At 67.3% G+C, this 15679-nt stretch carries 14 protein-coding genes; 6 read left to right on the forward strand and 8 right to left on the reverse strand.

The genetic code is table 11. The features are described 5' to 3' along the window. Positions 1-7 precede the first annotated feature (7 nt). From ACTQ49_RS06520 to ACTQ49_RS06530, 3 genes are all read right to left on the reverse strand, one after another. Complete coding sequence (locus ACTQ49_RS06520; protein WP_441827032.1) at positions 8-700, reverse strand: hypothetical protein; 693 nt, start codon at positions 698-700, stop codon at positions 8-10. 63 nt (positions 701-763) lie between these two features. Next, on the reverse strand, positions 764-4009 hold the full coding sequence (locus tag ACTQ49_RS06525; RefSeq protein WP_441827033.1) for a GH92 family glycosyl hydrolase: 3246 nt from the start codon (positions 4007-4009) through the stop codon (positions 764-766). Positions 4010-4030: 21 nt separating this feature from the next. Next, complete coding sequence (locus tag ACTQ49_RS06530) at positions 4031-5767, reverse strand: DUF2079 domain-containing protein (protein ID WP_441827034.1); 1737 nt, start codon at positions 5765-5767, stop codon at positions 4031-4033. 314 nt (positions 5768-6081) lie between these two features. On the opposite strand from ACTQ49_RS06530, the gene ACTQ49_RS06535 reads away from it, so the two are divergent. Next, complete coding sequence (locus ACTQ49_RS06535; RefSeq protein ID WP_342090287.1) at positions 6082-6288, forward strand: cold-shock protein; 207 nt, start codon at positions 6082-6084, stop codon at positions 6286-6288. A 147-nt stretch (positions 6289-6435) separates the two neighbouring features. On the opposite strand, the gene ACTQ49_RS06540 is transcribed toward ACTQ49_RS06535, so the two are convergent. Next, positions 6436-7824, reverse strand: a complete 1389-nt coding sequence (locus ACTQ49_RS06540; protein WP_441827035.1) for an MFS transporter — start codon at positions 7822-7824, stop codon at positions 6436-6438. A gap of 167 nt (positions 7825-7991) precedes the next feature. Here ACTQ49_RS06540 and ACTQ49_RS06545 point away from each other — a divergent pair, with 167 nt between their 5' ends. After that, complete coding sequence (locus tag ACTQ49_RS06545) at positions 7992-9167, forward strand: MalY/PatB family protein (RefSeq protein WP_441827036.1); 1176 nt, start codon at positions 7992-7994, stop codon at positions 9165-9167. Between the two features lie 49 nt (positions 9168-9216). Here ACTQ49_RS06545 and ACTQ49_RS06550 read toward each other — a convergent pair whose 3' ends face one another. From ACTQ49_RS06550 to ACTQ49_RS06560, 3 genes are all read right to left on the reverse strand, one after another. Then, positions 9217-10317, reverse strand: coding sequence for a hypothetical protein (locus ACTQ49_RS06550; RefSeq protein WP_441827037.1), 1101 nt, complete (start codon positions 10315-10317; stop codon positions 9217-9219). After that, positions 10314-10880 (reverse strand): sigma-70 family RNA polymerase sigma factor, encoded by a 567-nt coding sequence (locus ACTQ49_RS06555; protein ID WP_441827038.1) that lies wholly within the window; start codon positions 10878-10880, stop codon positions 10314-10316. Before ACTQ49_RS06555 ends, ACTQ49_RS06550 begins: the two co-directional genes overlap by 4 nt. 89 nt (positions 10881-10969) lie before the next feature. Continuing rightward, positions 10970-11545 carry a mismatch-specific DNA-glycosylase gene (locus ACTQ49_RS06560; protein ID WP_441827039.1) on the reverse strand — a complete coding sequence of 192 codons (576 nt, stop codon included), beginning with the start codon at positions 11543-11545 and terminating at the stop codon, positions 10970-10972. Positions 11546-11641: 96 nt separating this feature from the next. Between ACTQ49_RS06560 and ACTQ49_RS06565 the strand changes: the two genes are divergently transcribed. Genes ACTQ49_RS06565 through ACTQ49_RS06575 form a run of 3 tightly spaced genes read left to right on the forward strand, consistent with a single transcriptional unit; the run spans position 11642 to position 13618 of the window. Next, positions 11642-12274, forward strand: coding sequence for a biotin transporter BioY (locus ACTQ49_RS06565; RefSeq protein ID WP_441827040.1), 633 nt, complete (start codon positions 11642-11644; stop codon positions 12272-12274). Further along, positions 12271-12993, forward strand: a complete 723-nt coding sequence (locus tag ACTQ49_RS06570) for an energy-coupling factor ABC transporter ATP-binding protein (protein WP_441827041.1) — start codon at positions 12271-12273, stop codon at positions 12991-12993. The genes ACTQ49_RS06565 and ACTQ49_RS06570 overlap by 4 nt, the downstream gene beginning before the upstream one ends. A gap of 4 nt (positions 12994-12997) precedes the next feature. After that, positions 12998-13618: an energy-coupling factor transporter transmembrane component T family protein gene (locus ACTQ49_RS06575; protein ID WP_441827042.1), complete on the forward strand. Its 621-nt coding sequence runs from the start codon at positions 12998-13000 to the stop codon at positions 13616-13618. Between the two features lie 36 nt (positions 13619-13654). On the opposite strand, the gene ACTQ49_RS06580 is transcribed toward ACTQ49_RS06575, so the two are convergent. Beyond that, complete coding sequence (locus tag ACTQ49_RS06580; protein WP_441827043.1) at positions 13655-14692, reverse strand: hypothetical protein; 1038 nt, start codon at positions 14690-14692, stop codon at positions 13655-13657. Positions 14693-14930: 238 nt separating this feature from the next. Here ACTQ49_RS06580 and ACTQ49_RS06585 point away from each other — a divergent pair, with 238 nt between their 5' ends. Then, entirely contained in the window at positions 14931-15656 is a 726-nt protein-coding gene (locus ACTQ49_RS06585; RefSeq protein ID WP_441827044.1) for an AIM24 family protein, read from the forward strand. Positions 15657-15679: the final 23 nt, after the last annotated feature.

Genomic DNA, 15679 nt, shown 5'->3' on the forward strand with positions numbered 1-15679 from the left:
GGGTACCCTAGCAGACATCACGGGTACCTCGGGTGCCTCGAATCATCCCAGCCCGCAGCACGCCCAGGATGCCGGCAGCCACCAGCGCAACCCCGCAGACCGAGCCGGCCAGGCGATTGGGCCACGGCAGGATGTGCGGACGACTGAACATGCCCAGCACGAAGGGCTCTGCGAGGGCCCCCGCCGGCACCACGAGCCGGGCCACCAGGCCAACCCGACCGGCTCGATGCGCCAAGGCACCAATCGGACCCAGTAGCGCGCAGAACAGCCCGGCGACGAACCAGTAGCCGTTGTCGCGCCAGATGCCGGGCTCGAAGACACCGACCAGCCGACCCGTCGAGTAGTGCACCACCAACGCCAGCTCCGCCGAGAGCACCCCGGCCAGCGCCGCGGGCAAGGGGCGTCGCACCAGCCACCCGGCGAGGATCGGCAGCCCCGCCCAGACGGTCCCCGAGTTCAACACCATGCTCACACTCATCCGCGCAGCCTTGAGGACATTGGCCTGCCCCGACATCTGCGCGTCGGTGGTGATGTTGCTCGCCAGCGACGCCCACGCCACCACGACACTGACGATGACCACACGGGTCCACCCGGATCTCTGCATGCCCTCGACGCTAGGCCGAGCGGCCAGCCCGGCGCATCGCCCCAGGGTTCCGGCCTCCTCCCACCCCAGGCCATGGGCCTCGACGGGCTCGGCCACCGTGGGCGGGCTCGGCCACCGTGGGTGGGCTCGGCCACCGTGGCCCCGGTCACCAAGGATCGGTCAGTAGACCTCCACCTGGCTCAACCGGCAGGGCGCGGTGGCCACCAGGCGCAGCCCGTCGATGGGCTCGGAACCCACCAGGTAGGCGGCGCTCTGGCCCGGGTGCTGGGTGGAGCGGGTGACCACCCCGGCATCCGCCCATCCACCGTCGCGACGGACCTCGACGCGCAGACCGGGAGCGGCGGCATCGGGGCTGGTCAGGGTCAGGTACAGCGGCGCGAACGGCTGCTCCCAGATGAAGCTGACCACGTCACCGGGCGCCAGGTCCGCATGCTTGTCACCCCTGTCGTCCACCAGGCACTCGGGGCCGTCGTGGCTGGCCGAAGGAGTACGGTCCGGCTGCCAGCGTCGGGCCTGTCCGGTGGCCGTCGACGCACTCCACGGGCGTGTGCCGGCACCCCAACTGGACGGCTCGGGGCCCAACTCGAATTCCAGCAACGCATTGCCGCGCAACAGCTCGGCGGGAATGGTGACGGCCTTCCACAGTTCCCCATTGACCCGCAGCGCTTGGATGTAGCGATGCTCGATGCCCGTCGCACGGATCTCCAGCCGGGTGCCGTCGGATCGATTCCAGGCCATCTTCGCGAACAGCGGCGCGGTGATCGCCAGCTCGCCACCACCGACGAACAGTGGATAGAGACCCATGGCCAGCAGCAGCCAGTAGCCGCTCATCTCGCCATTGTCCTCGTCGCCCGGGTAGCCCTGGCCGATCTCCGAGCCGACGAACTTCTTGTCCAACAGCTCCCGGGTCAGCCACTGCGTCTTGTGCGGCTGACCGGCGAAGAGGTACATGAACGGGATGTGGTGCGCCGGCTGGTTGCTGATCGCCAGCTGTCCGATCCCGTCGGCCTGCGCCTCGTTCATCTCCTGCGTGTTGTAGGTGTAGCTGCCCCACATCGACGGCCGGGTCACAGCAGGCGTGGCGAGCATCTCGTCGAGCTTCTCGGCCAGCGCGTGCTCACCACCGAGCAGGCGCGCCAGTCCGGCGCCGTCGTGCGGGGCGTGGAAGGCCTGTCCCCAGGCATTGGTCTCGGTGTAGTCATGGCCCCAGACGCGAGGGTCGAAGTCGGCGGGCTCCACGCGGAAACTCCCGTCGGGACGCCGCCCCTGGTAGAAGCCGATCCTCGGGTCGAACATCTGGGTGTGCACCAGACCACGGTTGGCGAACCACGCCTCATTGGCCTCGAACTCGTCGCCCCGTTCGGCCAGACCCGGCTCCCCTGCTCGGGCACGGGCCGCCAAACGACCCGACCACAGGGAGATCGCCGCATCGCAGGAGGCATTGTCCATGGTCCAGGCCAAGCCCTCCTCCGTGTCCGTGTCCACCCAGCCGACGAAGCGAGCCCGGCCGATCCCCTTGCGGCCGGTCAACACGTCGCCCGACGGGCCGGTCGCATTGCGCAGGGCCGAGTCATACGCGTCGAGCTCGTCGACGGCGCGCAGGGTGTGCTGCACCGAGGCGTCCGCGAAGATCGCGTCGGAACTGGTGCCGGGCATGCAGTCGACATAGCCGGGCGCGGACCAGCGGGCCATCCAGCCTCCGTCGCGGTACTGCTGCAGGATTCCGGAGAGCAATCCGGGAGCAAGGTCCGGAGTCAACAGCGAGTACAGGGGCCAGCAGGTGCGGAAGGTGTCCCAGTAGCCGTTGTTGACGCACAGCTGCCCGTCGACCACCTCACAGCCGGTGCGGTGCGGGGTGTGCACCGTCGCCGGGCGGAAGGGCGACGCGTAGGCCCAGTGCCAGCCCTCGACGCTGCCATCCGCCACCGGTTCGTGGTGGTCATTGGGCCAGGAGTAGAGCGCGGCCAGATTGGACCATGCCGTGGTGCGCTGGTCCAGGGTGCCACCGTCGATCTCGAGTCTGCCGAGCAGCCCACGCCAGGTCTGGCGGGCAGCCTCCGCAATCTCGTCGAAGCTGGCCTGACCCACCTCTCGCTGCAGATTGCGCCGAGCCTGGTCGACCCCGATGAAGCTCATCGCCGCCCGCACCTCGAAGACGTCGGCCTCGGTCTCGAGCACTGCAGCCTGCGGCCTGGGCAGCGGCAGCTTCAACCTGCCGAACCAGCTCTTGTGCAGCCGCTTCCCGTTGACCACGAGACCTTCCAGGGGGCTGCGACGCTCCCGGGCTCCGTGCACGCTCGCGGGTGCGCTGGTCTCGCCATAGACATAGGCCGGCGGGCTGGGGCGGTGCAGGCCGGCGCTCCAGCCCTCGGCCGGGGCGATCGCCGCGTGGAAGGCGACGCGACCGTCATCCAGGGTCTCGGTGCGCATCGTGCCGATGAAGGGTTGGTCCAGCACGACGCCATGCCGGCCGGGTTCGGCAAAGGTGAACCGGAAGATCCCGGCGCGCGAGGTGGGCGTCATCTCCGCCCGAATCCCCCCGGCCAGGTCGACGCGGTAGTAGTGCGGGCGGTCGATCTCGTCGTCATGGCTGAACTCGCGAGCCCGGCCACTTGGCGACGCGGTCATCCGCCCCTGCCAGGGCATCACCTGGAAGGCGCTGCGGTCAGCGATCCATGGGCTGGGCTGGTGACAGAAGGCCAGCGCCTGCAGGCGGGGTCGGGGGCCCCCGTCGCGGTGCCAGCCGTAGAGCCAGTTGCGATCCCGACTCTCTGTGAGTGGCACCAGGAAGTTGAAGCCCTGCGGAAGACAGGTCAGTGGCAGCGCATTGCCGCGGGAGTAGAGGAAGGCGGAGTGGGTGCCGCGCGTGGTCAGGACCCGGTCGACGACGTCGTCGGCCTCCACCGGGGCGGGCCGCACGCCGAAGACCTGCACCCAGCCGGCCCCCACCAGACCATTCGCGCTGGCCAGCCGCACCTCGTGGACATGCTGGCCAGCCAGCGGTGCCAGGTCCAGCTGGAGCAGGTTCCAGTTGTCGGCCACCAGGCACTGCCGGGTGCCATCGACGGGGTGGCGGTGCTGGTCCAGCAGTGTCTGGGTGCCGGCGTCGGTGACGAACTCCACGCCCAGACTGCACCCGTCGAAGTTCGGATCGGGCGAGTCATTGCTGGTGGAATCGTGCTCCAGATCCGGGAAGACGGCCAGCTCCCAGACCGTCCCGGGTTGGACGTCGAACCCGTCGGCCAGGCGGGTGCTGCCGCCCGCCACCTGTTGACGGAAGTGGTGCACGGCGCCGGGCCGCAGGCCGGTGCGCGGCATGGAAGCCATCGGACTCGCGGGCCCGGGCGAAGGACTCAGGACGGGTCCGGTTCCCTTGCTGGCAACAACCTCGGTGCTCTGGGGCATCTGCTCTCCTGGAAGGGCGGATCAGGGTGCGTCTGGCCGGCATCCATCACTCGGGCCAGCGTATCCCGGACGTTGCCAGACCACGATCGGGCCTTCCTGGGCCACGGGCGTGTATCCGCGAGACTTCACCCTTTCCTCAATCTCCTGCGGACTGGGCAGCGGATAGCCCACCTCGTTCTGGCTCATGTCCAGGACGACGAAGTCGCTGGTTCGCTTCGTGAGGGTGGGAAGCGTGACCCGATTGGTTCGGGTCAGGTGTGGCGCGAGCCGATCGTCCACCTCGAGGCAGGTGTGCGGCGGGATGTGCTGGAGCACCGCCTGCTGGTGGATCATGATCGGCTTCTTCCGCCACGCGGACCAGGTGAGGCGCACCAGCGGATAGTTGCGGCCCTGGACGGCCAGATCGAAGGCTGGCGTGATGAAGACCATCGCGGCCAAGTACTTGGCCACACGACGCCGCCAGTCAGGGGTCATTCGGGCCAGGGCGTCGGCGCAGGCGAAGACCAGGATCACGAAGATCGGTCCCGAGTAGTGGAAGGACGTGCCCCACAGGTGGGTGCGAGAGCTGAGATTGCGCTGGGCCAGCAGCGGCAGGGTGGCCAGCACATACGGCGATCGCAGCGGAAGGAAGGCCAGAGGCACCAACAGGTACAGCAGCGACTGGGTCTTCACCCACGGTGTGAAGAAGATGACCGCCGTCTTGATGGGGTGCAGCAGGATGAACTTGATGGAGCTGACCGCGTCGGCACCCAAGGAGTCGTAGGTCCAGTAGGCGAACTGGCCGTCGGCGGCGAAGTGCGGCAGCACCACCTTGATGACCAGGAAGAAGACGACGGTGCCCAGCACCACGAGGCTGGCGGAGAGGGCGAGGGCTCGGCCCAGCATGGTTCGGGAACCGGCGCCCAGATCCCCCGTCGCGTGGCTCCCAGCGCCCAGATCCCCCGTCGCGTGGCTTTGGTCAGCGCGCGTGTGGTGCAGCGCACGCGGATCACTGGAACCCACGCGAGACTGGGAGGAGGAGACGGAACCCACGCGACGCCCGGTGACAGGGCTGCCATGGGGTGAGCGGCGTGGCTGACCCATCCGGCGAACCTCGCGATGGTCCCGGATCGCGAGCCAGGCCCGCACGATGCCCAGCATGGCAAGCACCATCCCCATGTCCTCGCGCACCAACAGCAGCGGCAGGGCGCCGACCAGGAATCGCCTGTCGTCTCGTCGGTCCAGCCCATCGAGGGCCAGGGCCAACAGGGGAACGGCAAAGCTGATCTCATGGAAGTCGAAGTCCACCAACCGCTGGATGGGCCAGCTGAAGGCATAGCCGACGGTGAGGATCCACAGCAGCACTCCCGACGCGCCGTGGCGTCGCATCATCCCGTGGACGATTGGCACCGAGAGGCTGACCAGCCCGGCCTGGGCGATCACGAGCATCCGGGGGTCATCCCAGATCCAGTAGAGCGGGGCGAGCACGGCCAGGATCGGGTGGAAGTGATCCCCCAGGAGGTGGTAGTTGTCCCCCTTGAGGGCAACCAGGGGCGCCTCGAAGCGGGAGTAGCGCCGCACGGCCTGGTCAAAGATGCCAAGGTCATAGCCAGCCGTGAGGAACTGCGGATAGCGACCCACGCAATAGATGGAGTAGACCAGCCAAGTGGCCAAGGTGAACCACAGGAGTGGCCGGCTGGTCAGCCAAATGGGCAGCGGGCGGAGGGGTCGGACGGCGATGCCCGAACCCTCGCTGCGGTCCGGGCCTGCCTGGGTCATGAGGGCAAGTCTAGGCGGGTGGATGACCTTCGACGCCTACCGTGACCTTGCTCGTTCAAATCTCCGCCAGGCGTTCACTTGTTCATCATTTGTTCACCATTTCCCCCGGGGGACGATTTGGCCTGACCGCCTCGACGTGTAGTCTGGAGCGCAGTTGTTGAAGTTCTGTACCTCGCATGACAAGCGGTTTTCGGTCTTGATCCCCAGCGATGGGGAATCCGTGCCAAGGCTGTTTTCTGGATGGTTCACAAGGCATCACAGCTACGGGCTCGTCGAAAGTCGGTGGGCTCAGCACCCAGAAAGCAGGGAAAATAATGACGACTGGCATCGTGAAGTGGTTCAACGCCGAAAAGGGCTTCGGCTTCATCGCTCCCGAGGACGGCTCCGCCGACGTGTTCGCGCACTTCAGCGCCATCCAGGGCTCGGGCTTCAAGACCCTCAACGAGAACGACCGCGTCGAGTTCGAGGTTGTCCAGGGCCCCAAGGGCGCCCAGGCCGCCGACATCCGCGTGATCGGCTGACACAAGCCTTCCACGAACCGCCCGTCCTGCTCCGGCAGGGCGGGCGGTTCTGTGTTGCCCGTCGCATGGGGGACGACGCCACTGCATCAAATGGTGATGCCCCGCAGCAGCATGCTGCGGGGCATCACCATGTCCTGGGTTGATCGATCAGAAGATTCCCTGCTCGATGAGCCTGGTGCGCTCACCCTGCATGGCCACATCCTTGGGGTAGATCCGGTAGTAGACGAACCAGTAGATGGCGTTCAGCAGGTACGGGATAGTGACGAAGAAGAGGATCGCCTGCTGCAGCCCCATGCCGACCGAGATCTTGCCGACGAAGATCGACATCCCGGCGGTGATGAGCCCCTGGCACAGACTGAACAGCACGGCGAAGCCGGTGGCGGAAAGCTGCTTGGGCGTCACCGAGGAGATCATCGGCAGCACGCAGCCGGAGAACCCGACGGAGAAGACCAGACCCAGCACGAAGACGATGGCCATGTACGGGCCGAAACCGAACTTGATCTGGAAGGCGACATAGGTCATGACGGCGAAGGCCACCGCATAGAGCTGGAAGAGGATGATGCGTCCCTTGTGCCCGAACTTGCGCTGGAACCAGTCGCCCAGGAAGCCTCCGAGGAAGGCCGAGATCATCGCACCGGCTTGGAAGGCCGTGTAGAGGTAGGCGGCATTCTTCACGCCGAAACCGAGGTCGTTGGCCCAGAACTTGCCCATGAAACCGAACAGCACCATGGAGGTGATCAGGAAGAGCATCGGAACGGTGGCGGCCACCGTGGGGATCTTGAACAGCTTCGGGACATCCGCCCACTTGAAAATGCCGGCGTCGGGATCATCCGCGATCTTGTCGCCGTGACGCTCCGGCTCCTTGACGAAGATCAGGATCAGGATGCCGGAGACCAGGGACAGGACGCCCATGATCACCATGGCGTAGCGCCAACCGTTGGGGTTGTCACCCAACTGACCAAGCAGCGGGGTGATGGCCATGCCCAGCATGGAGGAGGTGCCGCGCACCGTACCGAAGGCCTTGCCACGCTCAGACTTCTTGTACAGGGAGCCCAACAGGCCATTGGTGATGGGCTCGGAGGCAACCGTGCCGATCAAGGAGATGCCGTAGAGGATGAGCAGCTGGTTCCAGCTCTGTGCGAACGCGGTGGCGGCCGTCCAGATGCCCCACAGGCCGGTGACGATGAACAGGATCTTCTTGCGGCCGAACTTGTCGGCGGCAATGGCCCAGCCCGGGCCGAAGATCATCCGGGCGAACATGCTGAGCGAGTTGATGAGGCCCAGTTCGGCATTGCCGACGTGGAAGGCGGTCATCATTTGCGGGAAGAAGGTCTTGGAGACGCCACCCTCGGAGTTGTCGATGGCCATCGACGTGCCGAGCGCGAAGGATGCTGCGCCCCGACCCTTGGGGGGCACGAAGTCCGCGTCCTCATCAACCGGCACATAACCGGCTCCCAGGTTGGGGCTGACCGCGACCAGGTCGTCCTGGCCTCGGACCTGGGTCACGGCCAGGTCATCTGGATGCTGCGTAGTCATGGTGATGCCTTTCATGCGCTGCGTTGAGCAAGAGGAAGGGGCGAGCTGGCTCAATCGTGGGGTCCAACACGACAATCCGTAGTGTTGTTGCCGCTTGTTGCCCTGCCTCCACTCCCGGCTGATGGTCACGGCACGCCCCATGCGACGACCTCAGGCAGGATCGACCCATGACCGATTTCGACGCCCTGACCCCCGAAGCCCTGCGCGCCCGTGGATCCATGAAGTGGAACCGTCGCGGACCGGAGGTGCTGCCGATGTGGGTGGCGGAGATGGACTATCCGCTGGCCGAACCCGTCGCCGAGGCCATCGACGCCGTGGTGGCACGGCAGGGATTCGGCTACGCGGAGGTCGACGACCGGGTGCCCCGCGCGTTTGCGGACTTCGCCGAGCGTCGGCTGGGGATGTCCGTGAACCCGGAGTGGACCACCGTCGTGCCGCACGTGCTGGCGGGCATCGAGGTGGCCATCGACGTGTTCACGCCCAAGGATGCGGGCGTCGTGGTGACCACACCGGCCTACATGCACTTCCTGGAGATCCCGGGGCTGACCGGCCGGCAGGCCGTGGACGTCCCGCTGCTGGAGACCCCCGGGGCGCAGACCGTCGACGAGCAGTGGCACCTGGACCTGGACGGCATCGAGCGGGCCTTCGCCGAAGGCGCCCGCTCCCTGATCCTGTGCCAGCCCTACAACCCGGTTGGCAAGGTCTTCTCCCGCGAGGAGCTCGCGGCGCTGGCCCGGATCGTCGCCAAGTACGACGGCTGGGTGATCAGCGACGAGATCCACGCCCCGCTGACCATGCCCGGCATCCGGCACATCGCCTACGCGTCAGTGGACGAGACGGCCGCCAGCCACTGCGTCACGGTGACCAGCGCCTCCAAGAGCTTTTCCATCCCGGGCCTGCCCTGTGCCACCGTCACCCTGCACACGCAGCAGGCGCACCAGCGTTTCATCGAGGGGGCCCACCCCGACCACCTCTACGGAGCCACCACACTCGGCATGGAGGCCAACATCGCGGCCTTCACCCACGGCGACGAGTGGCTCGACGAGGTCCGCGCAGCGATCTGGGCCAATACCCTGCGGCTCAAGGAATTCGTCGACGCGGAGCTGCCCGGCGTCGAGTACCTGCCCGGGCAGGCCACCTATCTGGCCTGGCTCGACCTGCGTCAGACCGGGCTCGGCGACGACCCGGGCTCGTGGCTGGCGGAGCACGGCAAGGTCTGGCTCAATTCGGGCGCGGACTTCGGCGCCAACGGGGCTGGCTTCGCCCGCCTCAACCTGGCCACCACGACGGCCATCCTCGAGGACGGCCTTGGCCGCATCAAGGGCGCTCTCGACGCGCGCTGACCAGACCGCATGGGACTGGCCCCGGCGGTGACACCGCCAGGGCCAGCACTCAGCAGGCGTCCATGAAGGGCGCGGAGTTGGCATAGGGCCGCACCACCATGGCATCGACCGTGCTCTGGGGTGTCGCCTTCGCGTAGTCACCCTTGCCGTCGTCCACCAGGAAGAGGATCTCCCGGCCCCCCTGCTTGGCACGCCCCATCACGAAGGGCGGGCCGTAGTCGTTGACCTTCTCCTCATAGGCGAACTGGCTGCCGTAGAGCTTCTCCACCTCGGCCAGTGTCATGCCGTAGCCAGCTCCACGATCCGTGCGCACCATGGGATTTCGAATCACGATCGCGTCCAGCGGCCCGTTGCGACCGGCAAACTGGGTCACGGCGAGTCCGACCGTCTTGTGGGCCGTGATCGCCTCCAGCGACCCCTCGCAGACGTCGTCCACCTCCACGATCAGATTGCGCTGCTTGAGCTCGTCCGCCGTCGTACCCAGTTCGTAGGCGCCCCAGCCGCCGAAGGTGATCGGGGTCTCGATGGTGAGCTGGTCCTTCTTGGCCGGCACGGGATCGTTCGGGTTGTAGTCGCCCAGCTCGGACTCCTCCGCAGCGGGCGGAGCACTCGACGGCTGCGAGCTGCCCGTGGCCCTGGCCGGACCCGACGGGCGCGCACCCGCAGCGGGCGTCTCCACCGGCGTGGCCTCACGCGTCGGGGTCACGGTCATGGATGGGACCGGCGTGAGCATTCCCCCCGACGCCGTCGGGCGGGGTGCCGAGCTGGAGGCGTTCGGGCTGGAAGAGGGCGACGGGACCGTCGTGGCCGAGACACTCGGCGTCGGGGTGGGCGTGGTGCGGCTGGGCGTGGCGCTCACCGCGGCCGGCCCGGGGACTGCCTGCTGGGTGCGGTTCAGCCAGGCCGTCGTGCCGCCAGCCGCCGTGATCACGCTGGCCGCGACGGCGAGCCAGGTCACCGCCCGGCGCCCGGACTCTCGTCGGGAGCCTTCGAACTCCACCAGTTCGTCGTCCAGATCGCCCGCGTGGCGCGCGAAGGCCTCACGGAAGAGCGCCTCCTCACGGCTGAAGTCCTCAGCGTCGAAGTCATCAGCGCCGAACTCGTCTGTCAGGTCGTCATGACCCCGCCGGCCGTTCTCGTGATCGGTCATCGTCCCTCCTCCCGGGCCTTCTCGAGCTCCTTGCGCAACCGAGCCAGTGCCCGGTGCGCATGTGACCGTGCCGTCGCCTGCGGGATCTCCAGGATCCGCGCGATGTCGGCGAAGGAACAGTCCTCCCTGAACCGCAGGACCACCACCGCACGCTGCTGCGGAGTCAGCGTCTCGCACAACTGCCAGGCCAGGTCGGCCTCGTCATTCGTCTCCGTGAAGTCGGGAACGGCCGGCTGCATCTGCCCCGGGTCGGCCACCGGCACCAGACGGCGGCCATTCTTGCGCCAATTGCTGACCGAACCGTTGACGATGCTGCGCTTGAGATAGGCCTCCGCCTCGTCGACGTCCCCAAACCTCTCCCAGCGCGGGCAGAGCCCCACCAGCGCATCCTGCAGCACGTCCTTGGCATCCTCGCGGTTGCGCGTCACCATCCAGGCGAAGGAGAGCAGCGCGGATCCGCGCGCGGCAAGCCAGTCGTCGAAGGTCGGGGTGGTTTCCCGAACCGCGGCAAGCGTGCTGGCAGTCATGCCCTCATCACGCTCGCGGCGCCTCTTTCGTTGCACCCTGGGTCCTCCTTTTCCCAGCTCGCTGCCGTGTCCACCATGGCGCGCGGATTTCACCACGCAGGGAACCAGCTTTGCGTCCCGCCGGGTCAGGCGCCCTGGGGCAGGATGCCCGCGGCCCGCGCCGCCACCGCATAGGCAGCCGCGAGACTGTCCACCGTCTCATGGGCATTCAGCCCCGACGGATTGGGCAACACGAACAGGCGTGCGCCCGCCAACTTCCCCGGCTGCTCACCGAGCCCTGCCCGCGGCTGACGGAAGGCCTGCCGGTAGGCCGTCACCCCCAGCACCGCCACGACGAGGGGATGGCGATCATGCACCAGGCCGGTCAACCGCTCTGCCCCCGCGCGCAATTCGTCACGGGTCAGCTCGTCGGCACGCGCCGTGGCCCGGGCCACCAGATTGGTGTTGCCGATGCCCAACCGGTGCAGCTCGGCCAGATCTTCGGGGCGGTAGCCGTTCGAGGCGTCGAAGGGGTGGCTGATGATTCCTGCCCGGGCCAGGGCCGGGTAGTAGCGGTTGCCGGGACGGGCGAAGTGGGCCCCCGTGGCCGCCGTCCACAGCGACGGATTGATGCCCACCACCAGCAGGCGCAGGGGGTCGGGCAGCAGGTCGTCGACGATCTCACCCGCGTGGCGCTGCAGTTCCTTCGGTGTGAAGCCCATGCCGCCAGCCTGTCACGGGGATGGGCGGGTCTGCGAAGCAGGCGCCGAGGGGCTATCCTTCGGAAGTCATTGAACACCGTTCAACAGGAGCCTCCCGTGAAGCGCAGCAATCCCATGACCGATCTTGCCCTGGTGGCCGTCTTCGCCGCCCTCATCGCCGCGGTCACCGTCTGGATGCCCGGCATCAACGTCGCGGGCAGCTCCGTCCCCATCACCCTCCAGACCCTCGCCATCGGACTTGCCGCCATGGTGCTGGGCCCCTGGCGCGGCATGCTCGCCACCCTGCTCTACCTGGCCGTCGGCCTGGCGGGAATCCCCGTCTTCGCCGGAGGATCCGCAGGACTGGGCGTGCTGGGTCGCCCGTCGGCCGGTTTCCTCATTGCCTTCCCCATCTACGCCCTCTGCTGCGGCTGGCTCAGCTACCGCATCCTGCGTCGTGGCATGGACGGCGGAAAGGGCATGGGCGGCGTGACGCTGGGCCTCATTCTCGCCGGCCTGCTGTGCAGCGCGTTGATCACCCACCCGCTGGGCATCCTCGGCATGTCCTGGAATGGCGGAATCCCGTTGGGCAAGGCCTTCAAGTTCGACATGGCCTACTGGCCCGGAGACGTGCTCAAGACCCTGGTGGCCGCTGTCATCGCCGTCGCCGTCCACAAGGCCTTCCCGATGCTCGCCCTGGGTTCCGCCCGCACCGTCGAGCCGAGCGACGCAGTCACCACCCCCGCATGAGTCGGATCCAGTTCCGCGAGGTAGGCGTCAGCGTCCCGGTCTGGGGCGAGCGCGGCCAGCAGCACCACAAGCAGCTGCTGAGTGGCATCACCGCCGACCTGACCGAGCGTCGCATTGCCATCATCGGGGCGAATGGCTCGGGCAAGTCCACGCTGCTACGGCTGCTCAACGGCTTGGCCAGCGCCACCTCCGGCCAACTCCTGGTGGACGGGATCGACCCGGCGAAGGATCCCAAGGCCATCCGGCAGAAGGTGGGCTTCATCTTCACCGACCCGCTCAGCCAGCTGGTGATGTCCACCCCAGCCGATGATCTGGAGCTGAGCCTGCGCAAGCGACTGAAGGACCGCAAACAGCGGCGGCAACGTGCCCTGGAAATCCTCGACGAGCGGGGTCTCGGTCGGGTGGCAGACCAGAGCATCTATGACCTGTCCGGTGGCGAGCGACAGTTGGTCAGCATGGCCACCGTCCTGGCCGTCGAGCCCGACGTCGTCGTCGCCGACGAACCCACCACGCTGTTGGATCTGCGCAATCGCCTCCGAGTAGGAGAGGCACTGATGGATCTGGACCAGCAGCTTGTGGTGGCGACCCATGATCTGGACCTGGCCGCACGAGCCGACCGGGCGCTGGTGATCGAGGCAGGTCGGTGCGTCTTCGACGGCTCCCCCGACGCCGCGATCGACCACTATCGCCAGTTGATGCACACCCCCGCCCCGAGGTGACACGGTGAGACCCCAGGACCAGCTCTTCGGCGCCTACCTGCCCGGCGATTCGATCATCCACCGGCTCCCGGTTGGAGCCAAGTACGCGATGCTCTTCGCCGGAACCCTCCCGGCTCTCATCGCCCGGCAGTGGTGGCTGGCGGTGGCGCTGGTGGTCTTCTCCGTGGTGGTCCTGCTGGCCACCCGCCTGCCCGTGAGGTTCACGCTGAAGCTCGGCGTCGGGATGCTGGTGCTGCTTGGTTTCCTGGTGGGCTACCACGTGCTCTTCGGCGACGGACTGCTCACCGGCATCATGCTCAGCGGCAACCTGCTGGGCTGTGTCTATCTCAGCCGCGCCCTCACCCTGACCACGCCCGCACCGGTACTGGTTGATGCCCTGGTCAACGCCACACGGCCTCTGGAACGGTTGGGCTTCCCGTCGGAACGTTTCGGCCTGGCCGTCGCACTGATGCTGCGATCACTGCCCTACCTGGTGGGCCTGTTCGACGACGTCCGCACCTCGGCCCGGGCGCGCGGGCTGGATCGCAACTGGTTCGCCCTGATCACCCCCGCTGTGGTCGGGGCCGTGGCCTACGCCCAGCGCACCGGCGACGCGCTCACTGCGCGCGGACTGGGCGACGACTGACTCCCGCCCCGGGCCGGGGTCCGGGGCGGGCCGGTGTCAGGCCTTCGTCTGGTACGGCACCTGCTCCCAGCTCAGCACCTTCTCCGCACGCGGGCGATTCACGGTGAAGCGCAGGAAGTTGGTGTTGTTCTGGGAACCGTCGACCGTGATCCGGGTCAGCTCGCTGCTGCCCTCGACACCATAGAAGTCGAGCCAGTGGGACCCCTCGGCCAGCGGCTGGTCGACGGTGTAGACGTGACTGTCACCGTCGATCACGTAGCTCTCACCCCGGAACTTGTTGGACTCGTCCACCAAGGTCTGGACCAGCGGCTGGAAGGCGGAGTTGTTCTCCCACGGCACCGCGTAGGTGGGGTCGAACATGTCAGCCTGAAGCAGGACCACCACGGCGCGGTCATTCCTGCGGGTCGCCTCTCGGTAGGTCTGCTTCACCTGCACGATGGCCGACTCCATCCGGCTGCGCTGGTCGGCGATCTGCTCGGCGGTCGGCTCAGTCATGCCGATGCCGGACCACGGCTTGAGGTCGTCATTGGAGCCGACCACGTGGATCACGCTGAAGCTCACGCCCTGCTGGCGCAGTTGGACATTCTCCGGCACGCCCCGATGGGCCTGACTGCGCACGGTCATCGGCTTCTGGCCCAGGGTGCGGCCAGGCTTGGGGAAGAAGGTCTCCCGGGTGTGGTCCAGGCGCTCCAGCGGGTTGTACGCACCATTGTTGGCGCGGTGGCAGTCGGTCCACTCATTGTCGCCCGGAGTGTAGATGAGCGGCTTCTCGAAACGGTCGAACTGCGCGCGAACCATGGCGTAGTAGTCGTCGTCGCAGCGCGTGGAACCATTCTTGATGTCGCCCACGTGGAAGGTCATCGCCGGCTTGCTGGCATTGATCTGGTCCACCCACTGCGGAAAGGCATCAACCTGGGCCTGGCCGTAGGGGACGTCGCCGATGACGGCGAAGGAGTAGTGACCGGGCTTGTCATGGCCCTTGCCATGACCAGCGGCATCAGCGTCGACGACGGGCGTCAGACAGAGGCTGGCCCCGAGGACGGCGGCGGCGAGGGTACGGAACATCGGCTTCATGGGGGATTCCTTCCGGGCGCGCACTCGGCGCCTCGCGGCGCGAGTCTTTCCCACCGAGACCACCATTGGGCAGCCGTCCAGTGGTGGCGGGGTGAACACCGCCACGCCATCCACCCCTGATCCGACGCCAAAGGGGACAATCGTGACCCGGATTCGCCAGCTGTCGAACCGATCGGACCCTAGTCTCATGGGGATGGAAGCGCAGCCGAGCGCCCCACCGATCCCTCCGAGGTGAACCATGCCCCTGTACGGACCCCTGTTCAACGAATACGCCGAGAAGGACTCCGAACACCAGTTCAGCCTGCAGAACAAGAAGCTGCTCAAGGTGAACATGGGCTTCGGCCCCGTCTGGGCGCGCACCGGATCGATGGTGGCCTACCAGGGCCAGATCAACTTCACCAACCGCGGTTCGGGCGGTCTGGGCAAGCTCCTCAAGCAGGCCGCGACCGGCGAGGGCGTGTCCCTCATGGAGTGCGTTGGGCAGGGTGAGCTCTTCCTGGCCGACGAAGCCGCCGAGATCCAGGTCATCTACCTGGAGAATGACACGATCAGCGTCAACGGTGGCAATGTCCTGGCCTTCAGCCAGACGATCGAGTGGGACGTGCGGCGTATCCAGGCCCGCGGCGCAGCCATGACCGGCGGCCTCTACAACGTCGAACTTCGCGGCACCGGCTTCGTCGCCATCACCACCAAGGGTGAGCCGGTGGCCCTCGACGTCTCGCAGGCCGCCACTTTCGCCGACGCCCAGGCCGTCGTGCTGTGGACCGGTGGCGTGCAGATGGACATCAAGGTGGACACCGGCGGCCTGAAGTCAATGGTTCGCGGCGGCACCGGCGAGATGCTCCAGATGGCCTTCCGTGGTCAGGGTCACGTGGTCGTGCAGCCCTGTGAGAACGTCATCGCGACGCCGAATGCTGGCGGCGGTGGCGGCATGGGCGGAGCCCTGGGGGGCCTGTTCGACTGACCTCGGGAGGTTCTCCCACGGCC

It is taken from the genome of Luteococcus sp. Sow4_B9 (genome assembly GCF_052116585.1).
In the GTDB taxonomy this organism is placed as follows: domain Bacteria; phylum Actinomycetota; class Actinomycetes; order Propionibacteriales; family Propionibacteriaceae; genus Luteococcus.